Genomic DNA, 19,706 nt, shown 5'->3' on the forward strand with positions numbered 1-19,706 from the left:
CTACATGGGGAAAAGGCTTAAACGCCTGCTTACCAGCTGTAACTCACTTTGGCGGTAATCTCGCGACCCGGGTTGTAGAAGTTCGCTGTGCCGGAACCGACCACGTGCTGCTCATCCAGCAGGTTGCTGACGTTCACCGCAAGGTCGGTGCCTTTGGCGATCTCGTAGTTGAAGGCGGCGTCGAACAGCGTGGTGCCATCGCTTTTGCCGGAGTTGGCTGCATCGAAGTAATAAGAGCCGACGTAGCGCGCACCCAAACCAACGCTGACATCAGTGCCAGGCACGTCGTAATAACTCCAGAGCGAAGCGGAATGCTTGGGTGCCGTGGTGAACTCATTACCCTTCAGGGAGCTGCCGTCGTACAACGAACCGCGCAGTACCTCGGACTCCATATAGGAGTAGCCACCAATCAGGCTGAGGTTCCGCGTCACCTGCGCCTTGGCCTCCAGGTCGAGGCCACGCGCCCGCGATTCGCCCACCGTCTGTTGCTCAATGATGCCGCTCGGCAGCACCACGGCGATGGTGACGTTTTCCTGGGTCAAGTCATAAACGGCTGCGGAGAACAGTGCGTCCATTCCCATCGGCGCATACTTCACGCCCACTTCGTACTGCCTGCCCGTCTGCGGTGTTACGCCAACCTGAGGCGGCGAGACGGATTCCACCATGCTCACATAGGTGGACACCTCATCGTTGACGATATAGGTCAACGCACCTCGGTAGGAGGTTTCGGAGAAGTTGTCTTTCTCAGTGGATTGCAAGCCTTTGCTGGTAAGGTCCATCGAGTCGTTGCGCATACCCGCGGTGACGATGAAACGCTCGTAGAACGATAGGTTCTGCTGAAGGAACACGGCCTTGGTGGTCGCGTCTCGCTTGTTGACGGCATACGGTGTGATTGAGCGTGGAACGCCAGTAAACACGGGATTTGCAATGTCAATCGGGGTCGTCAGGGCGTAGACCGAGCTTTCCTTGGTGGTCGAATCGAGGTACTCCACGCCCACCAGGCTACTGCTGTCGATGTTCTCGAAGCGGGCATCGTATTGCAGCATCAGATTGCCGTTGAACTGGTCGGCCTCACTGTCCGTTCCAAACAGATACCGGTCAACGCTAGTACCGACACGTGCGGCGCTGTCGCTGATGTAAACGTAGCCAAAATCATCGGTCAATTTGCTGTAGCGCAGATTGCTGCGCAGTACGAAGCCGTTGTCGAAGTCATGGGTGACGTTACCGCTGAGGCTGGTGCGCTCGACATCGTGAAAGTTGTAGCTGGGCTCACCATAAAACTTGCTGCGGTCGTATTCCTTGTCCAGCGGATAGCCGCCACTGTTGGGCGAACTTTCAGTTTTCAGATAGTCCAGAATCACGGTGGCTGACGTGTAATCCGTGGGTGCCCAGGTGAGGCCACCCATCACCAACCGGTTGTCGTCCTGTGAGTGATCGTACTCGCGGTCGCTGTTTTGGCCTTTGGCAGTAAAGCGGCCAGCCAAGGTTTTCTCGTCGTTCAGCGCATCCCCCACATCGATGCCTGTCTCGACATGGTCAAACGAACCGTAGGTCACATAGCCTTGGCCAAACTGCTCGAAGCGCGGCTGTTTGGTCACGAAATTCACCGAACCGCCCGGGTCCGCTGGGCCAAACAGCGTGGAGTTGGCGCCACGCAGAATCTCTATGCGTTCATAGGCGAATGGATCTTCGCGTACGCCGCGCATCGAACTCAGGGTCAAGCCGTCACGGTAGGTAGTAGCCTGGAAGCCCCGGATCTGGAAATAGTCGTTGCGGTCATCCGTACCATAGAAGTCACTGACCACGCCCGGCGTGTATTGCAGCGCCTCTTCCGTGGTACTGACGCTGCGTTGCTCCATTTCCTTGTTGGTAACAACCGACACCGAGGCCGGTGTATTGAGAATGCTGGTTGCCACCTTGCCGCCAACCCAGAGCTCCTTGGCGACCACCGAGTTGGCGTCGTCGTCGGCACTGACCCTGACCTTGGCATTGATGATGAGGGGGGCAAGGCGGTAGTCCTCGACGTCTGTTGCGTCGAGCTCCAGCGGGCCGGCGGGCTTTGGTTGAGGGAACAGTAGGTAGGCATTCGGACCTTGCTGTTCGATTTGCAATTCGCTCCCCTGCAGCAACGATGACAGCGCTGCCGACGTATCGAGCGTGCCATTCACGCCAGCAGTGGTGCGGTTCACTACACTCGACGCATCGAAGGAAAGACTGATGCCAGCCTCGCGCGCAAAGCGGTCAAGCGCCGGTGCCAGTGGGCCGGCAGCGATGTTCCACTGTTTCACTTGATTGCTGTGGTCAGCGCTCGACGTTTGCGCCAGCGATGGCAATGCGTAGCTGCTTACGATCAAACCCAAAATCGCACCGTGCAAGGCACGATTTAATGGATGGCGCTGTGAAACAGGGGACGAACTCATTTTCTCGCTCCAAGAAAGGACATCGGCAGACTGGCCTGTATTCCGGCCTTCCTTAGAGGTCGAACGAGAATGAGAAGCTACCTCATTATTTTTCAGGTAGCACAAAGTTCTGATGGGCTCAGGTGGCAGCGGTCACGGTCACCCAATAACGGGTCCGATAATCAATGTGCAAGTGCAGTGACTGCGCGATCAATGCCAGGACCTGATCGTTGTCGGCGAGTTGGAAGGTGCCGGAAACGCGACGATCAGCGACCTCTTCGGCGCAGCGCAGTACCCCGGGGCGATAACGCGACAACTCCGCGATGAAATCATTGAGGCGCATATTGCGCGCACTGATCACCCCGTCACCCCAGCTCCATAGATCAAGGCCGTTGTCCCTGAACATTCGGGCGCCACTTGATGTGAACAGCAGGTGATTTCCTGCCTGGACGCTGCGGCTCGCAGGAGTTTGACCGGAACCGGGGAAAACCGTGACTGATCCTTCCTGAGCCGCGACCAGAGTGCCATCGTCAAGCTCGCGTGCCAGAAAGCGGGAACTCTGGGCGCGCATGATCCCGTCACGTGATTGCACCCAGAACGGTCGTGCTCGAGGCGAGTGTTGATCCGCGCCGACATTCACGATGATTTCCCCACGTCGCAGGATTATCAGGCGTCGCTGGGCGTCGAAATCGCTGTCGACGGCGCTATCGCTGTTGAGCTGGATAAGGCTGCCATCATCGAGTTGGAAGCGTCGTTGCTCGCCGGTACTGCTGCGCTGCTGCGCAAGCATGGCGGGTACGGGTGTATAGTCCCGGCCGAGCCAGGCTGCAGCGCTAACAGTCGCCAATATGCCCAGTAGCTTCAGGCTTTCCCGCCGCCGCATTCCATGATTGGTGCCATTAAGGGTTTGTCGGGCCAGTTGAGCTGGCACGCCTGCGAATTCATCCCCAAGCGTTTCCACACGCTGCCACGCCACCACATGCTCCGGGTGCTGCTGCAGCCAGTGCTCAAAAGTGCGCTGTGTCTGTTCATCGGCTTGATTGAAGCGAAGGCGCACCAGCCATTGGATTGCCTGCTCAACAATGGCCGGATTGAGCGCCTGCGGCTCACGCCTCGACATAACGCAAGCGATAGCAGTGTTGCAGGGCCGTGGCCAGGTCGCGTTCCACCGTCGCGCGGGAAACACCCAGCTTTTCGGCTATTTGCGCGCAGGTTAGACCGTCGAGTCGGGCAAATAAAAATGCCTGGCGAACTCTTGGTTTAAGCATACCGAGCATGCGGTCTATGCGCTCGAGCGCATCAAGAATCATCAGCCGGCTTTCTTCCGAGGGAACCTCATGTTGAGGCAGCAACGTGATGCTTTCCAAGTACGCACGTTCGAGTTCGCGACGACGATACTGATCAATCATCAGTCCGCGGGCGATACTGCTCAAATAGGCGCGTGGTTCGCGCAAGGGGCTGGACTGACGGGATTTGAGCAGACGTACGAAGGTGTCCTGCACCAAATCTGCAGCGTTGTCGCGACATCCAATGCGTCGGATTAGCCAGCCGTGTAACCACGAGTGGTGGGTTCGATAGAGCAGCCCTAGATCTGCAGTACCTAGTGTTTCATCGCTACGCATCGGAATCCCGGCAACTACATGATTGATAATTAATCGCATTCTACTCACGCGATAGGCCTTAGGCAAATACGTGGTGCTCAGTGTCCGCTTTTGGGTGAAGGCGATCATTCTGTAGAGGCTGCGAGTGAAAGAATGCATCCAGCGTTTGGAAGATTTGAACGCTAGCCACCGAGCACTTTTGAATTTCAAAGTGTTTTTATTCCGCCGGCTCCTCCACGACTCCCGCTCGGCTTCAATAAACAGCGGACCGCCTCGACTGACGACTTAATCCAGGCGTCTTGCCCGTAATGCGCTTGAATGCGCGACTGAACGCGGCCTGAGAGGTATAACCCAAGCGCTGCGCCACCTCTTCAATCGGTAGCCTTTCGAGCGTCAACCACTGGCTCGCAAGCCGCATCCGCAACTCAGTCACGTAGCGCAGTGGGGCCATGCCAATAGTCGCCTGGAAACGGTCTGCGAAGACCGAGCGAGAGGTATTGCATTGCTCCGCCAACTGCGCAACGGTCCAGTCGCGTCCCGGTTGTTGATGGAGCGCGAGAAGCGCGCTTGCCAAGCGTGGGTCGCGTAATGCAGCGACCAGGCCAGAGGCATTACCGCAGGCGCACTCCACCCAACCGCGAACGACCATGGCGGCCACCACATCGGCCAAACGCGCGAGGATACCGGCGAAGCCGACACGGGCGGCGCTGACCTCGCGTTCCATGGTGGTCAGGATAGGCACGAGACCGGGGTAACGCTGGCCGCCGGCATCAATCAGCATCAGGCCCGGCATCAGCCTGCCAAGGCCATGAATACTGCCCAGTTCAAACTCCATGCAGCCACTGAACAAAATGGTGGTCGGCGTGGCGCTGGCATCGGTTCCGGTATCCACCGCGCTGACCGTATCACCGAGGGGGGCGCCGTCTAAACGGTCGATGTCCTGAACAGGCACGTCCGTATGGGAAAGCAGTTGATGGGCTGCGCCATGGGAGATGAATACGGCGTTGCCGGCAGACAGCGCGTACGTTGTCCCGTCCTCCATCCGCAGCACCGCATTGCCGATCGCCAGGAAGTGAAACCAGGCATGCCCAGGTTTGTCGGCGAAGCTCAGGCCAAAGGCTGGACCGGCTTGGATACGCCGGTACTCGACGCCACGCAGGCGCATGCCGCGCAACAGTTCGTTGATGAGATCCGAGGAGAGGGCAAACTGATCGGTAGGCATTGTTCGGTGTTTTAGTCAAAAAAACGAGGTTTTCGATCATAGATCATCCAGCTTCTCGCGCCTAGACTGCGGGTCGCAATGAAGATTGGGAGATCCGTGCAATGAATGACTGTGTTTGTAATGCCATATCCAACAACCGTCCCGGCGCCGCGCTGGATATGGAACCTGCGGCCCCTGCGTGGATGGCAGTCTTCTCGTTGGCAATGGGCGTGTTTGGATTGCTCACCGCTGAGTACCTGCCGGCCAGCCTGCTGACGCCGATGGCTACCGATCTGGGGGTGTCCGAAGCGCTGGCTGGCCAGGCGGTAACGGTGACAGCGGTGGTGGCACTGTTCGCTGGCTTGTTGGTGCCAGGCCTGACCCGCGGTATCGACCGCCGCTGGGTGCTGCTGGGTTTTTCCACGCTGATGATCGCATCCAATCTTTTGGTCGCCGTTTCCTCCAGTTTTGCGGTGCTATTGGTAATGCGTATCTTGCTGGGCATTGCCCTTGGCGGGTTCTGGAGCATGGCGGCAGCGGTGGCGATGCGCTTGGTACCGGGGGCTTTGTTGCCCCGAGCGCTCTCGATCATTTTCAGCGGCATTGCCGTCGGGACGGTGGTTGCGGTCCCGCTGGGCAGCTACTTAGGCGGCCTATATGGCTGGCGCAGCGCGTTCTTTGCAGCGGCGGCGGTAGGTCTGGTGACCCTGGCTTTCCAGTCGTTCACGCTGCCGCGCCTTGCGCCGCGCACGCCGGCACGCCTGCGCACCGTACTTGAGGTGTTGCAGCGCCCGGGCATCGCCATTGGGATGTTCGGTTGTGTGCTGGTGCACAGCGGTCACTTCGCGATGTTCACCTATGTTCGGCCATTCCTTGAGGGGACTACCGGCATTGGTCCGCAAGGGTTGTCGCTGATGCTGCTGGGTTTCGGTGTGGCGAACTTCGGCGGCACGCTGTTGGCCGGGTGGCTGCTTGAGCGTCACCCGCTGGCCACTCTGGTGTTGATGCCCGCACTGGTGGGCGTTGCAGCACTGGCGTTGGTGCTGTTGCCGGCCTCGGTGCCGGGGCAGGCGGTGCTGCTGGCGATCTGGGGCTTGGCCTTTGGCGGTGTGCCGGTGGCGTGGTCGAACTGGGTGGCCAGCACAATACCTGATCAAGCGGAAAGCGCCGGGGGCATGGTGGTGGCTTCTGTGCAGTCGGCCATCGCAACGGGCGCAGCCGCTGGCGGTGCGATGTTCAGCCTCGGTGGCAGCGCAGGCGTATTCGTAGCGGCGGCCGTGCTGATGCTGCTGGCCGCGTTGCTGATTGCGTTGCGTGTCCGGGTCCCTTCTGCCCATGGCAGTGCCCAGGCCGGGCAAGCGCTGCACCTTTGATCCGGCTCCCCAGCCGCCCCGATTCCATCCGTAACCCGGAGTAGACATGAACAATACGACGTCTCACCAAGGACGCCTGAAATCCTTGCGCGCGGCAGGTATAGGCAATGCGCTCGAGTGGTTCGACTGGACGCTGTACGCAACCGCCACGTGCGAATGGGTACATGGGCTTATGCAGGCAGACATTTACACCGTGATGATCACAAAAAACGTGCTCGATCGTTTCTTGCGCAATACGTAGAAGGTTCGCCGATGTCCATGATAGGCGGTTGATGCTTTGGAATAACGTCAAGCTGCGATGCTCTAGGATTTCTCCGTGCATCACCAAGCATGCTTGGCACTTGGTTAGGCGGCGTAGTACGGCGTGAACGCGTCCAGCAGCGAAGTGAAGTCGGCTCAAATCACTGAGCTGACCACCGTTGCCAAGACCGAGTTGGATTCGTCTAAGCGGCGTCCGCAGAACTGATTAAATGCTATCGGTCAGCTGGCCCCTGCTGGCTGATCCCCTGCCTACCGTCCGCCTCCCTTTCGAGCGCATCCTGCCCTGACCAACAGCCCTGCAAAGGATGGGGGCGCACGCTCTATTGGAACACCATCAATGGCGGTTTATGTCAGTGCTAAGTCAAGGTTATACGTAACGAAGTCTGGTCTTCAGGCAAGTATTACATTGCAAGATACACGCAGAATATTGGCGGCATTGCATCTGGATGAGTGCGAGGGCAGGGGCTTATAAGTTCAATGCGAACGCTGAATAACTGATCTTAAGTAGGGGGGAGCCAATAATTATAAGATAGTGGTGTGCCGAGGCGGCATATTGATATCAATTTAAAAGTGCAGTGAAAGCGTCATGTAAACTTAATGTGAGCGTTTTTTCATGCTGTAACACTCTCCCGTGATACTCCTTTGATGATGCTGGCGTATGCAGAGCTAATCATCCAGTTAATACCAAACTAATGGCACCTCTAAGCAGGCGTGTTTTTGCTGGCTGATCTGCTGCAGTTGTTCAGCCTCTGCGCTTGTCCATACCCTAGAAAAAGGAGTCTTTCATGTCCGTTCAAGATGTCAGTTTTGTAGGCATAACTTCTAAGCCGCAAGACCCTAAACTTGCCGAAGCCTGGGATCAGGCGATCCAGCAGGCCAAGGACGCGGGCATTGAATGGGAGCGGCCAAAAGGCGACGACCGCTCGGCCCAGGACATCATTAACGACACGCCGGTGCTCAAGAACCTGGGTAACCAGAGCGATGTGAAGGATAACCTCAAGGACCGTGTCGGCGATTTTGAGACTGACCCCGATGCGGCCTACCGTGCCAAGCAGGTGCTGGAGCACGTGGAAAAATATGATGAAGGTGGTGAACGGATCGCCAGCAAGGACATCGATAACGGCCGGGTCGACGGCTTCACAAAGGGCGGCGACGCCAAGCATGGCACTGAGGCGGGTCGCCTGCAGGACTTTGGCCGGCAAGGGTTCTCGCACCTCAAAGGCGAGCTCAAGGATCTGTCCAAGCCCGGCGATGATCCCAAGGTACGCGAACAAGCCGAGGCCTTGGGCATCAAGTGGGAGCGCCCTGAAGGCGATGATCGCTCCGCGCAGGACATCATCGATGGCAATGCCTTGCTCAAGAACCTCGGCAATCAGAGCAGTGTCAGGGACATGCTCAAGGAGCAGGTCGGCGATTTCGAAAATGATCCGGACGCCGCTTATCGGGCGACCCAGGTGCTCGAGCACATCGAGACCCTCAATGGCGAAGGAGGCAAGATTGCTGGCAAGGACGTAGGCAACGGTCGTGTCGATGGTTTCACCAAGAGCGGTGAAGCGAAGCATGACACCGAAGCCGGTCGCCTGCAGGACTTCGGCAAGATGGGGTTTTCTGCCCTCAAGGGTGAAATCAAGGATTCGTCGTCGGCGGGCGACAACAAGGAAGCCCGCGAGCAGGCGGAAAAGGTTGGCATCGTCTGGAAGCGTCCGGAAGAGGATAAGCGCTCGGCCCAAGACATCATTGAAGACAACCCGCTGCTCAAGAACCTGGGCAACCAGAGTGGCGTCAAGGACATGCTCAAGGACCAGATCGGCGATTACGAGAACGACGCCGACGCCGCCTACCGGGCTGCGCAGGTCTTGGATCGCATCACGATGTTCGATGACAAGGGCAATGCCCAGTCCGGTGGTGATGTGTTCAACAGCAGCGTGGACGGTTTCACCAAAAGTGGCGAAGCCAAGCACGGCACCGAGGCGGGGCGGCTGCAGGACTTCGGCAAGGGAGGCTTTTCGACTCTGCCGGAACTCAAGAAAACCGATGATATCGCCAGCTACAAGGATTACCTCAAGACCAACAAAGATGCCGATCCGGCGTCGCAGCAGATCGCCAAGTACGCAGCGATCCTCGATGAAAACTTTGAGGCGATCAAGGGCAAGACCGGTGCGGGCAAGTACCTGACTGCTGACGATATCAAGGAGTACAGGAACCAGAATTCACAGCTGAGCGAGGAGACCAAGCAGGCACTGGATTTCTGGTCTCAGCCAGGTGCGTTCAAGGTCATCGATAACGCCAAGAACCCACTGGACAAGAATCCTGATGGTGAACTGAGCAGGGGTGATGTCCAGGGTTGGCTCAAGAGTGCCAACGTGCCCAAGGATGCGACCTCCGTGACCGCACTGCTTTCTGGTATCGCTGGCAACAATGCCTTGGCCAGGGTCGATACCGCAGGCTTGAACAAGGACGTGTTCGATCACCCGGAGAAATACTCGGCAGAGGAAAAAGCCGCTGTTCTTCAGGATCTCAAGGCCGCCCAGCAGTTGATCATCCAGGGCAGCGCCGCCGGGATGTGGAGGGATGACAAGTCGCAGGTCACGATTGCCAATAAGGTGCGCAGCCATCCCGATGCCCAGAAGCTGTTGGACGACGTCAACAAGCACATTGGTATCTTGGAAAGTGACCCTGCGGTCAGTCAATACATGAGCGAGCACGGCTCCAGTGAGCTGACCAAGCTGGTGGAGGATAACAAGGGGCTCAAGGAGTCCCTGCAAAAAACCTACGATGACGAAATCAAGTCCGGCAAGTCACTCGATACCCTGTGGGAGACCAAGTCCAAGGATGGCAAGACGACTCACACGGAAATTCTTGCCGAGTTCTTCGGTACGGCGCAGACCCTCCAGGGCGCGCTGGGCATCAATAATGCCGGTGAGATCCAGGCCGCCGTCAAAGGCTCCAAGGCGAATGCGGAGTTGGAAAGCTTTTACGAGAAGTCGCTGGCTTCAGGCGATCGCCTGAATGAGTTGCTCAAGGAGCATACCCCTGACGAAGCCATGAGTGCCTTCAGCCTTGAAGTCGCGCTTTACAACTCGGCGCTGGACCCCGAGTTCACCGGCAAGTTCGACACACAGCTCAACGATAACTTCACCAGGATCGCCAAGGACAATGCCTTCAAGGATGCGTCCTTCGACGACATGAAGGCGGCCTTCGGCGTCAATGGCGGAAGTGAGCTGGACGAGGAGAAGGTCAAGAAAATCATTGAGCAGATCAGCAAGGAAAACCCGCAGATGCTGGTCAATGCCGACGGCACCGTCGCCACGCCAGACCAGATCCTTGCTAACTTCAGGGGCGACTGGGACCTGCTTCGCCAAGGCACCAAGACCCTGGATGCGTTGGATGTATTCAGCAAAGACTCCTCGATCAAGGACGCTGCCAACAAAGGCGTCCTACACGGTGTGAGTGGGCTGTTCATGGCCGGCGTTACCATCGCCAAAGGCGCCAACAACGCCGGTAAGCTGACCGAGCGGCAGATCGTCGACATCGCCACCGGCTCAGTGCAGGCCGCCACGCTTCTGGCTGAAGGGGGCCTGAAAAACTATCAGGATTACCTCAAGGATGTGAAAGGCAAGCTGACAGGTGATCGGCTCGGCGATCTGGGCAAAAAGCTGGACGATCCGCTCAAAAGCGTGACTGCCAACCTCAAGGGTATGGAAAACGCGGCTAAGGGGATCGGTGGCATTGCCGCTATCACTGCCGGTGCCTACGGCATCTTCGATGGCGTCAAGGCTCTCAGGAAAGGCGATACGGTATCGGGTGGCATGAATATCACGGCCGGTTCGCTGGGGATCATGGCGGGCTTGGCTTCGGTGGCTGAGGTGGGCGCCAGCGCGATGAGCGTTTCGGCGATTGCCGCTTCGCGTATCTCGATGTTAGCCGGTGGCCTGGGCTTCGCGGCGGCGGGTGTGGCCGCGCTGGCACTGCTCGTCCCGGGCTTGATCGAGGAAGGCAAGCAGGAGACCCGGGTGGGCAAATTCTCGGATGCTTTGAGCGATTACCTGACCCAGTACGAAATCGACGGTGTGCCGCAAGGCGATATCTGGGATATCCCTTACGAGGAGTGGCCGGGCGAAGATAGCACCATCGCTTCATGACGCCGGGCCAGTCGACCGCTGATGCGGCATGACGTGTGGAATAACCCCCGGGCGATTGCCTCAAGGCATCGCTCGGGGCAATCAGGGCACTGGCGAGTGTGCGCGTGTAAAAGACCGGTGCTGTCCGGGCAGTAAAACGTAACTGAATTTGTGTGAAGTTGATTGCAACTGGCCATCAATGCTGAGTTGCGTGGTGTTTGCTCGGAAAAAGTTCCGTAGATATTTATTTTATTTTATCTCGAGCTTTGAATGTCGGTGTAAGCGCTGTTTATGCCGTCTGCGCAAAGCCTGTAAGTAGTTGTTCGCCAGAGGTGTCAGGTGGCGTACTGATTTGAGCGGTGGTGCGGTTTAGCCTAATTAATGCAGGGCTTGCGACAGTCTCTGCACGCCGTGATTTAACTTTCCTCTGCCAAGCAAAATATTCCCCAAGTGTGATGCAGTTCTTGTTTTTCATTCGGCCAATATAGTGAGGGGGCTGAGATTAAAACACGTGTTAGACGTTGAACTGTAATGTTTGGCCCTTACTCTTCGCTTGGCAACATTAGTTGGCCGCTTGGCGGCTCAAATATTTCTTACGTTAGGAGAAACAACATGAGCACAACTCCCCCAGTAAGTTCCGGCAACGCTGACTCGGCTATCGCTAAGATGGAAGCCACCTTCAACATGGCGATCGAGAAATCGGCCAAGATCACCGAGCTGTCCACGGCCAAGAAAGCTGAGCTCGACGCTACCAAACAACGGCCTCAGAACTGATGCCGTCATGCAGGCAGCCCGACGGCTGCCTGCATGTTTGTTGGTTGCGGTGCTAAATCTGGAAAACGACAGCTTCACCTGTGCCTCACGGGTGCCTCTCCGCATGCCTTATTCCGGTAATACACCATGACAGCCCTGACTTTTTTCGCCACGACTCCAGTCGTCGCGGCCACGGACAAGGCTCTGCCAGTGCTGAGTATCACCCACGGTTTACATCAGGGGGTTTGCCTGTCCCTGGAGAAGCCCGCCTACCTGCTTGGCAGCGCCGCCAGTGCTGATCTGCTGCTCAGCGACGCAGGCATTGTCGAGCGTCATGTGGCGCTACGTTTCACCGACGGCCAGGTGGCCGTTGAGGCAATGGGCGGCGATGTGTTCGTGCGTGGTCCCCATGCCCGGGAAATTCTGATTCCCACAGGCAAGGGGCATCGAGCGCACTTGCCCGTGGATATCCGCATCGGCAAGGCCCGCCTGACCCTCAGCCACGGCACCGCGAGCCTGGAGCCGATAGCGGCTGCGATCACATCGCCCCCCCAGCACAAGACACGGTGGTTCATCGCGTTGCTGCTGATGTTCCTGTGCGTGGGCGCTTTTGCTTTTCGGGACGAGTCGGTTTCGCCGTTGGCGTTGAGCACCGCCGACAAGGTCGCTCTACCGACCGTGCACCCTGAATCGACGAACACCGTCGCGCAGGCCAGGGCTTGGCTCGAGCAGCAGCTTGGCACGTTGGGCCTGCGCCACATCAAGGTCGGCGAAATCGATGGTCAGCTCAGTGCCCATGGTTTTTATGGCCCGACCCAGAAGAGCCAGTGGCTGGGTCTGCAGCAAGCCTTCGATAGCCGCTTTGGCCAGAAGGTAATGTTGCTCCCCGAGGTGGTGGCACGTAAAGAAATCGCCAAGCCTCGCGTGCGTTTTCAAGCGGTGTGGTTCGGCGATAACCCTTACGTGATCAACGACAACGGTGAACGCCTGTATCCGGGGGCCGCCCTGACCGATAACTGGATGCTCGAACGCATCGAGAACCATGAGGTGGTTCTCGCCCGCGGTGAAGAAAGGTTCACGTTAACCTTATGAGAATTGATCCTGGTGCTCCCTTACCGGCAACCGCCGAAAGAACCCCTGCGGTAGAAAGCCTTCAGCCGGCCAAGGCGCGCCAGGATGGACGCTTCGATGCGGTGCTGGGCAAGCGCGCGGTGTCGGCACGTCGTTCGCTGCGTGCCGACATTGAACAGTCGGGCATCGTTGAGGGCATGACCGCAGAGTTGTTCGGCAGTCGCCGCTCGATGGAGATTCTCGAATACGTCTTGGACAACGTGATCCCCACCCTCGATGCGGAGCCCGAGATCAAAGCGTTGGCCCATGAGCTCATCAGCGAAGAAATCGACCTGCGTCGTTTACTCGAAGAACAACGTGCCCAGGTGATCGAGTCATGAATCGCCAGGAGCAGGACTGCGTCGATCTGCTCAAGGGCATGGGTGAGCTCTATCGCCGTAGTGGCCAGTCGCAGCGTGCCTTAGTGCTGCTGTTGATCGCCGTCCAGATGACGCCCGCCGACACTGCGCTGCTGCGCAATCTGGTCATGGCCTTTACCGACAGCGGCCAGGCCGAGCGTGCCCTGTCGGCGCTGGATCGCTTGCTCGAACTGGAAGGCGAGTCCAGCGGCCTGTTGCTGTTGCGCAGTCGTGCGCTGTGGAGCGGTGGCCGCAAAGATGAGGCGCGTCAGTGCTTCAAACGTTATCTGACCGCCCGCAGAGCCGCGCAATAATGTTCCTCGACCGCCTCAACGCATTGGCCCGCATGGCCGCCCAGCGCAGTGACGTGATCGTTGTCGCCTTCATGCTGATGGCCATCGTGATGATGATCATTCCACTGCCCACCTGGTTGGTGGATACGCTAATCGGCCTGAACATCTCGCTGAGCATCCTGATCCTCATCGTCGCCTTTTACATCAAGCACTCGGTGGAGTTCTCGGCGTTGCCGCCGTTGATTTTGCTAAGCACCTTGTTTCGCCTGTCCCTGTCGATCACCACCACGCGCCTGATTCTGCTCGATGGCAACGCCGGTCACATAGTCAAGGCGTTCGGCGATTTCGTCATCGCCGGCCAGGTCGTGGTCGGTCTGGTGGTATTTCTGATCATCACCGTGGCCCAGTTTGTGGTTATCACCAAAGGTGCCGAGCGCGTGGCCGAGGTCGCGGCGCGCTTCACTCTGGATGCGATGCCAGGCAAGCAGATGAGCATCGACAACGACTTGCGCAACGGTGATATCGATCAGCATGAAGCCCGCCGTCGACGCTCGCGTCTGGAGCGGGAAAGCCAGATGTTCGGCGCAATGGATGGCGCTATGAAATTCGTCAAGGGCGATGCGATTGCCAGCCTCGTTATTCTGGCGGTCAACCTGCTGGGTGGCATGATGATCGGCATGGTCGAGCGCAATATGTCGTTTGCCGATGCGGCGCACACCTATTCGCTTCTGACCGTCGGTGACGGCCTGATCGCGCAGATCCCGGCGCTGTTGATCTCGGTCGCGGCCGGTATGGTGGTGACTCGGGTCAACAGTGGCACGACCGAAGGCAACCTGGGCAACGAGATCTTCCATCAGTTGGGATACAGCCCCCAGGCGTTGGGTTTGACCGCATTTATCCTGCTGGGCGTGGCGTTGTTACCGGGCTTTCCGGCCATCGTGTTCATCGGGCTGTCGGCCTTGCTGGGCGTTGCCGCGTTCATGATCTACCGCCGCGACAAAGCGCCCCGGGAAGAGGTGGTCGAAGGCGCCAGCGAAGTCGCGGCACTCGAAGACGAACCGCTCGAACAATACGAAACCCTGGCTAAGCCATTGGACAGCCGCGTGCTGCTGAGCATTGGCCTGGCGCTGGCCCAGGCTGCGCCAGAACTGCCGTTGCGCCAGCGCATCGAAGCCTTGTGCCATGAGATTCGCGGCGACCTGGGGATCGACGTGCCGGTGCCGGACATCTACATCGACCGCAGCCTGCCCGCCAACGGCTTTTCGGTCGAACTCGAAGGCGTGCCCATCAGCGAGGGCGAGATACCGGTTGATTGCCTGATGCTCAAGGACGATCTGGTGCACGTTCAACTGTTGGAGATTCATGCGTTGGAGGCGCCGTCGCCGTTGCACAGTCGCCCGGCGCAATGGATTGAACGCACTCACCAGCCGCTGCTGGAGGAGGCCGGTATCGGTTTTCTCAGCGCCGCTGAAGTCCTGCGGGCCATCCTCGAGCGCAGTCTGCGCCGCAATGCCGCGACCTTTCTGGGCATTCAGGAAACCCGCAGGATGCTGGAGCGCATGGAAGCCAGCTATGACGAGTTGGTCAAGGAAGTCGCGCGCAGCGTGCCCTTGCAGCGTCTGGCTGAAACCCTGCGTTTGTTGGTCGCCGAGGGTGTGTCGATTCGCAACCAGCGCGCCTTGCTCGAAGCCATGGTCGAGTGGGGCGCCCGTGAGCCGGATGCGGCGCGCCTGGCCGACCACTTGCGCGCCAGTCTGGCGCGGCAGATCAGCCATCAGTACGCCGACCGCAACCGGGTCATCACCGCCTTCGTGCTGACCCCCGCGGTGGAAGAACAATTGCGTGCTTACCTGCGCCGTGCCGATAACCCTCGCGAGTTGCTCAATGAGCATGCCAGCCGTTCATTGCTGATCCAGTTGCGTGCCGTTTGCAAGGACTTGGCCGAGGGGGATCGCACCGTCCTGTTGGTGCATCCCGAGTTACGTCGCAGCCTGCGTCGACTGGTGGTGCGGGGCGAGCTGGAGCTGGCGGTGCTGTCATTCCGTGAGCTGGCCGGCGAATACAACCTGCAGGCCATCGGTTCCATCAGCCTGACTGAAACGACCGGCCGCCGGACAGCCGACGGCGCTTCCCTTACTTCAATGGCGACTGCTTGATGATGTGTTTTGCGCTGTTTCGCGTCCCTGTCTATGTCGGCTTCTGGATCGCTGCCGCGTCATTTGTACTGCTGGCGCAACAGGCCAGCGCACAGTCCATCGCTCCGGGCAGCCGGGCCACGCTGGACCTGGCCCAGGGCGAAGGGCGGATCCTGCATTTCCAGGATCCGGTCGAGTCGGTGCTGGTCGCAGACCCTGGCATCGCCGATCTTCGGGTGGTTTCGCCTGGCGTGATCTACGTGTTCGGCAAGGCGCCCGGACAAACCAACCTGATTGCCTTGAGCGCCGAGGGTGAGGAACTGGCCAGCCTGAGCCTGGCGATCAACAGCGGCACCCAGGCCGTGACGCGGTCCATGAAAGACCTGCACCCCGCAAGCAATGTCCAGGTGAGCGGTGCCGGCAATCGCATGGTGGCCAAGGGAATGGTCCAGAGTGTCGGTGAAGCCACCGACCTCAACAGTCTGCTCAACACCGAAGGCCAGGGCTTGGGCTCGGCCCTCAACACGGCCTCCTACGTGGGCTCGGCCCAGGTGAACCTGCGGGTGCGCTTCGCCGAAGTCTCGCGCTCGGAGTTGCTGCGCTACGGCGTGAATTGGAATGCCCTTTTCAACAACGGTACCTTTTCCTTTGGCCTGTTGACGGGCGGTGCCCTGGCCTCCAGTGCGGCGTCTGGTGCCTCCAATGTGGTTAGCGCTGGGCTGACCTCGGGCAATGTCAACATCGATGCGATGCTTGAAGCATTGCAAAGTAACGGCATTCTGGAAATCCTCGCCGAACCCAACATCACCGCCATGACCGGCCAGACAGCCAGCTTCCTGGCCGGAGGCGAGGTCGCGGTGCCTGTTCCGGTCAACCGCGACACTGTCGGGATCGAATACAAACCCTATGGTGTTTCGCTGCTGTTCAACCCGACCCTGCTACCCAACGGGCGCATCGCCCTGCAAGTGCGCCCGGAAGTCAGCAGTCTGATGGGCTCCAGCACTGTGGACGTGAGCGGCTACCAGGTGCCCTCGTTCCGCGTGCGGCGTGCCGATACCCGCGTCGAGGTTGGCAGCGGCCAGACCTTCGCCATTGCCGGGTTGTTTCAGCGCGAGAGCACCCAGGACATCGAGAAAGTGCCGATGCTGGGCGAGATGCCCATCCTGGGCAATCTGTTTCGCTCCAAGCGCTTCCAGCGCAACGAAACCGAACTGGTGATTCTGATCACGCCGTACCTGGTGGAACCGGTTCGCACCCGCAGCGTGGCCACGCCGCTCGATGCTCAGCCCGAGGGCGCGACCCATGCGTCTGGTGGGCCGCGCAGCAGTGACATGTTCGGTTTCTACATCAATTGAGCTAGGAGCGAGCATGAACCCTAAATCGTCCCATCTGTCCCTGGTCGCTGTGGCGTTCGGCGCGCTCGTGCTGTTGACCGCATGCAACACCCAGCTTGAACCGGTGAGTTATTCACCGAACTACCAGGCGTTCACCCACGCTGATGGGCGGATTGAGTGGGTGCCGGTGGCTTGCTTAGAGCCGCCGGTCGAAGACAACTTCTATACCGATGATGCGCGTTACGTGCGCCGGCTGCCGCCCGGTTGTGCGAATAACCGGACGCTGCTGCAGATGGTGGAGCAGCGCTCGGATGTGATCGAGGGCCGGGCAACCGGCCCAACGATGGCCGCGCCGGTGGGCCGGGCGGCCCAGGTTTACATCGAAGGTTATGACAGTGAGGAGCTGCGTCGCCGGCTGGCCGAACAGCAGGCCAAGGCCGACAAGCAGGAGGGCCAATGAAACCTTTTGGCTCAGCGACTGCCGACCAACCCCAGCTCCCGGGCCTGCATCGCAGGGTCCCGAATGGCCTTGATGCGTCGGGCCTCTGTCAGCAACCGGGCGTATTGCTTGGGCGTGATGTCTTCCAGGTTTTGAGTCTTGAGGTCCTCTTCGCGGCCGGCCAGCACCATGACCAGCAGGGCGTTGCGTTGGTGACTGGCTTGGGCGCGGGGCGAGTCGCGAACCTCCTTGATGATTTGCAGCGCCTGTTGCGACTGGCCGCCCAAAGCGTAGGCCAGTGCCAGGTTGCATTGAGTGTCCAGGTTGGTGGGCGCCAGGACCAGACTTTGGCTGAATGCCACCTGGGCCGCTGCTGGCTCACCCCGCAGCATCTGCGCCACACCCTGGCGATTGAACGCTTCGGGGTGGTTGCCCGCGCTGGCCTGGGTCAGGGAAGTCACCGCTCGATCCAGTTTGCCCTGGTGCAGTTGGGCTGTGCCCACACCGAGCAATGCCGCGGCATTGTCGGACTGGCGTTCCAGCGCTTGCTGGTAGGCGCGCTCGGCGGCCCGCGCATCGCCGCTGGCCAGGCGCGCTTCGCCCAGTTTCAACCAAGCGTCGATCCGGGCGTCCGGTTCCTGGGTGGCTTTTTCGTACAACGCTGCGGCAGATCCCGCATCACCACGCTTTTGCAGGTCGCCGGCCAGTTGCATGTAGCGCTGGTAGCTGCCATCGGAGGCCGGTTGGTGGGCGCAGGAAGCAAGGGTGATGCTGGCAAACAACAACGATGTGCAGGCAAAACGATTTGGCATGAACAGAGCTCTTTCGGCGAATTTTGCAGTGGGCAAAACCAAGGAGTGTTGACCACTCAGACCGGACAGGTTGACCGACGTTTAAGTCATCTTCTTGACATCATCCATAAGAGTGCCCGTTTTTTGTTCGGGGCGTGTCTTCAGGCCGGCGGCGGAGGGCGATTTCATGCATAAGGTGTCGCGGGCGGCGATCGGCGTGGCGCTGATGGTGATCGCGCTTAACCTGCTGGCCGCCAATCAAACGCAAGTCGACGATGCCAACCCGCAGCCGGACTGGTTCGTTCGGCCCTATGCCTATGTGCTGGTCGAGCAGGACGTGCGCGCCGCGCTGCAAGAGTTTGGCCAAAACATGGGCCTGAGCGTCGTCATGTCGGACAAGGTACGCGGCAAATCGCGCAGCCGGATACGTGCCGAGTCCGCCGGCGACTTCCTGACGGCGCTGTGCGACTTCAACGGTTTGACGTGGTACTTCGACGGCAATGTGCTTTACCTCTCCGCCGACTCCGAAACCGATACGCGACTCTTCAAAGCCCAGGGCCGGCAGTTGGAGCAGTTGCAGGATTACGTCACCAGCCGGGATGTCTACGGCACGCATATGTCGGTGCGCACCGGACCCGATGGCGATGAGTTGTTCGTTTCCGGGCCGCCGGCCTGGCTGGCCATGATTGAGCAACACTTCGACCAGCAGCTTACGCCGACGCCGACGCCGATGGCGACGACGACTCGCGAGCGCGGCGTGCGTGTGTTCAGGGGCGGTGCAGTGACACAAGAGTGAAAGCACTCGCCTGTAGGCTCCATTAACCGATCGATCTGTCATCAACCCCGTCAAGGAGAACCACCATGTCAGTTACCCCCATCAGCGAAAATACCGCTGTCACTACTCACTCCGAAGCGCAGTTCAATGCAGCGGTGGACAACGCCAAGAGCGAGCTGAGCGATGAAGAACTCACTGAGGCCCTGATCACTCAGGCCGTCACGATTGGTGGCCAGTTCATCATCATGCCTCGTGCCCAGGAAATCCTGAACGAAGCCCAGTCGGATGATGACGAATAGGCCCACGCCATGACTGTAAGTCTCGGAACAACAGCCACGGCGGCGCTGCCGCCGTCAGGAGGGCAGGTCGATTTGCAGGCCTCCCAGAACTTGTTCGAACACATGACAAACAGCGCCAAGGGCATGCCTGCCGGCGCCAGTCCGCACCAGATTGGCGAAGGCTTGATGGAGCGCCTGAACGGTTTCATCGACCGTTCGCAAAACTTCGCCAAGCGTGCCGATGCGCTGACCAATGGGCCGACGGCTGGCAACGTTGTGGCTCCTCCCGGCACGCAATCGCCCGCCTCACTTCCTGAGGGGGCGGCGGGCGAGTCGGGGAAAAAGGTCGGCGATCAGCAGGTCGACCAGATCGTCCAATCGTTGGGCCGCATGTTCGATTACTCCATTGAAACTCAGATGGTCGTTCGTGGCGCGACGCAGATTTCCGGCGCAGCCAACACGCTCTTGAAAGGTCAATAAAGC

18 protein-coding genes are annotated in these 19,706 nt (G+C 59.2%); 13 read left to right on the top strand and 5 right to left on the bottom strand.

Annotation, left to right across the window (positions count from 1 at the left end):
* Positions 1-29: 29 nt before the first annotated feature.
* The 4 genes from T3A99_RS13380 to T3A99_RS13395 form a co-directional block, all read right to left on the bottom strand.
* On the bottom strand, positions 30-2,420 hold the full coding sequence (locus T3A99_RS13380) for a TonB-dependent siderophore receptor (RefSeq protein WP_107322700.1): 2,391 nt from the start codon (positions 2,418-2,420) through the stop codon (positions 30-32).
* 118 nt (positions 2,421-2,538) lie between these two features.
* Positions 2,539-3,519: a FecR domain-containing protein gene (locus T3A99_RS13385; protein WP_322834456.1), complete on the bottom strand. Its 981-nt coding sequence runs from the start codon at positions 3,517-3,519 to the stop codon at positions 2,539-2,541.
* The gene (locus tag T3A99_RS13390) at positions 3,506-4,021 is read right to left on the bottom strand and encodes a sigma-70 family RNA polymerase sigma factor (RefSeq protein ID WP_107323288.1); all 516 of its coding nucleotides are present in this window, start codon (positions 4,019-4,021) and stop codon (positions 3,506-3,508) included. The genes T3A99_RS13385 and T3A99_RS13390 overlap by 14 nt, the downstream gene beginning before the upstream one ends.
* Before the next feature lie 232 nt (positions 4,022-4,253).
* Positions 4,254-5,222, bottom strand: coding sequence for an AraC family transcriptional regulator (locus tag T3A99_RS13395; RefSeq protein ID WP_047229712.1), 969 nt, complete (start codon positions 5,220-5,222; stop codon positions 4,254-4,256).
* A 101-nt stretch (positions 5,223-5,323) separates the two neighbouring features.
* On the opposite strand from T3A99_RS13395, the gene T3A99_RS13400 reads away from it, so the two are divergent.
* The 10 genes from T3A99_RS13400 (at position 5,324) to T3A99_RS13445 (ending at position 17,400) form a co-directional block, all read left to right on the top strand.
* Positions 5,324-6,574: an MFS transporter gene (locus T3A99_RS13400; protein WP_322834457.1), complete on the top strand. Its 1,251-nt coding sequence runs from the start codon at positions 5,324-5,326 to the stop codon at positions 6,572-6,574.
* A gap of 46 nt (positions 6,575-6,620) precedes the next feature.
* On the top strand, positions 6,621-6,815 hold the full coding sequence (locus T3A99_RS13405) for a hypothetical protein (RefSeq protein ID WP_047229710.1): 195 nt from the start codon (positions 6,621-6,623) through the stop codon (positions 6,813-6,815).
* Between the two features lie 805 nt (positions 6,816-7,620).
* Complete coding sequence (locus tag T3A99_RS13410) at positions 7,621-10,977, top strand: type III effector HrpK domain-containing protein (protein WP_322834458.1); 3,357 nt, start codon at positions 7,621-7,623, stop codon at positions 10,975-10,977.
* Positions 10,978-11,568: 591 nt separating this feature from the next.
* A complete protein-coding gene (locus tag T3A99_RS13415; protein ID WP_163006721.1) occupies positions 11,569-11,730 on the top strand; it encodes a hypothetical protein in 162 nt (53 codons plus the stop codon).
* 126 nt (positions 11,731-11,856) lie between these two features.
* Positions 11,857-12,801, top strand: coding sequence for an FHA domain-containing protein (locus T3A99_RS13420; RefSeq protein WP_047229708.1), 945 nt, complete (start codon positions 11,857-11,859; stop codon positions 12,799-12,801).
* Positions 12,798-13,160, top strand: coding sequence for a hypothetical protein (locus T3A99_RS13425; protein WP_047229707.1), 363 nt, complete (start codon positions 12,798-12,800; stop codon positions 13,158-13,160). Before T3A99_RS13420 ends, T3A99_RS13425 begins: the two co-directional genes overlap by 4 nt.
* The gene (locus T3A99_RS13430) at positions 13,157-13,492 is read left to right on the top strand and encodes a tetratricopeptide repeat protein (protein WP_047229706.1); all 336 of its coding nucleotides are present in this window, start codon (positions 13,157-13,159) and stop codon (positions 13,490-13,492) included. Before T3A99_RS13425 ends, T3A99_RS13430 begins: the two co-directional genes overlap by 4 nt.
* A complete protein-coding gene (gene sctV, locus T3A99_RS13435) occupies positions 13,489-15,627 on the top strand; it encodes a type III secretion system export apparatus subunit SctV (protein WP_107323290.1) in 2,139 nt (712 codons plus the stop codon). The genes T3A99_RS13430 and sctV overlap by 4 nt, the downstream gene beginning before the upstream one ends.
* Complete coding sequence (locus tag T3A99_RS13440; protein WP_047229704.1) at positions 15,627-16,961, top strand: type II and III secretion system protein family protein; 1,335 nt, start codon at positions 15,627-15,629, stop codon at positions 16,959-16,961. The genes sctV and T3A99_RS13440 overlap by 1 nt, the downstream gene beginning before the upstream one ends.
* Before the next feature lie 13 nt (positions 16,962-16,974).
* On the top strand, positions 16,975-17,400 hold the full coding sequence (locus tag T3A99_RS13445) for a hypothetical protein (RefSeq protein WP_274090221.1): 426 nt from the start codon (positions 16,975-16,977) through the stop codon (positions 17,398-17,400).
* A gap of 11 nt (positions 17,401-17,411) precedes the next feature.
* On the opposite strand, the gene T3A99_RS13450 is transcribed toward T3A99_RS13445, so the two are convergent.
* Positions 17,412-18,191 (bottom strand): tetratricopeptide repeat protein, encoded by a 780-nt coding sequence (locus T3A99_RS13450; protein WP_107322704.1) that lies wholly within the window; start codon positions 18,189-18,191, stop codon positions 17,412-17,414.
* A gap of 166 nt (positions 18,192-18,357) precedes the next feature.
* Between T3A99_RS13450 and T3A99_RS13455 the strand changes: the two genes are divergently transcribed.
* The 3 genes from T3A99_RS13455 to T3A99_RS13465 all read left to right on the top strand — a co-directional run bounded on the left by T3A99_RS13455 (position 18,358) and on the right by T3A99_RS13465 (position 19,703).
* The gene (locus T3A99_RS13455) at positions 18,358-18,966 is read left to right on the top strand and encodes a type III secretion protein (RefSeq protein ID WP_083714391.1); all 609 of its coding nucleotides are present in this window, start codon (positions 18,358-18,360) and stop codon (positions 18,964-18,966) included.
* 65 nt (positions 18,967-19,031) lie between these two features.
* Complete coding sequence (locus T3A99_RS13460; RefSeq protein ID WP_107322705.1) at positions 19,032-19,244, top strand: hypothetical protein; 213 nt, start codon at positions 19,032-19,034, stop codon at positions 19,242-19,244.
* Between the two features lie 9 nt (positions 19,245-19,253).
* Positions 19,254-19,703 (top strand): hypothetical protein, encoded by a 450-nt coding sequence (locus T3A99_RS13465; protein WP_274090220.1) that lies wholly within the window; start codon positions 19,254-19,256, stop codon positions 19,701-19,703.
* The last annotated feature ends 3 nt before the right edge of the window (positions 19,704-19,706 follow it).

The organism is Pseudomonas sp. N-137 (assembly GCF_034555295.1).
Lineage (GTDB): Bacteria > Pseudomonadota > Gammaproteobacteria > Pseudomonadales > Pseudomonadaceae > Aquipseudomonas > Aquipseudomonas rhizophila.

Excerpts from the sequence above, each read along its gene's own strand:
- T3A99_RS13380 (WP_107322700.1), bottom strand. The coding sequence starts at position 2,420 with ATGAGTTCGTCCCCTGTTTCACAGCGCCATCCATTAAATCGTGCCTTG.
- T3A99_RS13385 (WP_322834456.1), bottom strand. The coding sequence starts at position 3,519 with ATGTCGAGGCGTGAGCCGCAGGCGCTCAATCCGGCCATTGTTGAGCAG.
- T3A99_RS13390 (WP_107323288.1), bottom strand. The coding sequence starts at position 4,021 with ATGCGTAGCGATGAAACACTAGGTACTGCAGATCTAGGGCTGCTCTAT.
- T3A99_RS13395 (WP_047229712.1), bottom strand. The coding sequence starts at position 5,222 with ATGCCTACCGATCAGTTTGCCCTCTCCTCGGATCTCATCAACGAACTG.
- T3A99_RS13400 (WP_322834457.1), top strand. The coding sequence starts at position 5,324 with ATGAATGACTGTGTTTGTAATGCCATATCCAACAACCGTCCCGGCGCC.
- T3A99_RS13405 (WP_047229710.1), top strand. The coding sequence starts at position 6,621 with ATGAACAATACGACGTCTCACCAAGGACGCCTGAAATCCTTGCGCGCG.
- T3A99_RS13410 (WP_322834458.1), top strand. The coding sequence starts at position 7,621 with ATGTCCGTTCAAGATGTCAGTTTTGTAGGCATAACTTCTAAGCCGCAA.
- T3A99_RS13415 (WP_163006721.1), top strand. The coding sequence starts at position 11,569 with ATGAGCACAACTCCCCCAGTAAGTTCCGGCAACGCTGACTCGGCTATC.
- T3A99_RS13420 (WP_047229708.1), top strand. The coding sequence starts at position 11,857 with ATGACAGCCCTGACTTTTTTCGCCACGACTCCAGTCGTCGCGGCCACG.
- T3A99_RS13425 (WP_047229707.1), top strand. The coding sequence starts at position 12,798 with ATGAGAATTGATCCTGGTGCTCCCTTACCGGCAACCGCCGAAAGAACC.
- T3A99_RS13430 (WP_047229706.1), top strand. The coding sequence starts at position 13,157 with ATGAATCGCCAGGAGCAGGACTGCGTCGATCTGCTCAAGGGCATGGGT.
- T3A99_RS13440 (WP_047229704.1), top strand. The coding sequence starts at position 15,627 with ATGATGTGTTTTGCGCTGTTTCGCGTCCCTGTCTATGTCGGCTTCTGG.
- T3A99_RS13445 (WP_274090221.1), top strand. The coding sequence starts at position 16,975 with ATGAACCCTAAATCGTCCCATCTGTCCCTGGTCGCTGTGGCGTTCGGC.
- T3A99_RS13450 (WP_107322704.1), bottom strand. The coding sequence starts at position 18,191 with ATGCCAAATCGTTTTGCCTGCACATCGTTGTTGTTTGCCAGCATCACC.
- T3A99_RS13455 (WP_083714391.1), top strand. The coding sequence starts at position 18,358 with ATGCATAAGGTGTCGCGGGCGGCGATCGGCGTGGCGCTGATGGTGATC.
- T3A99_RS13460 (WP_107322705.1), top strand. The coding sequence starts at position 19,032 with ATGTCAGTTACCCCCATCAGCGAAAATACCGCTGTCACTACTCACTCC.
- T3A99_RS13465 (WP_274090220.1), top strand. The coding sequence starts at position 19,254 with ATGACTGTAAGTCTCGGAACAACAGCCACGGCGGCGCTGCCGCCGTCA.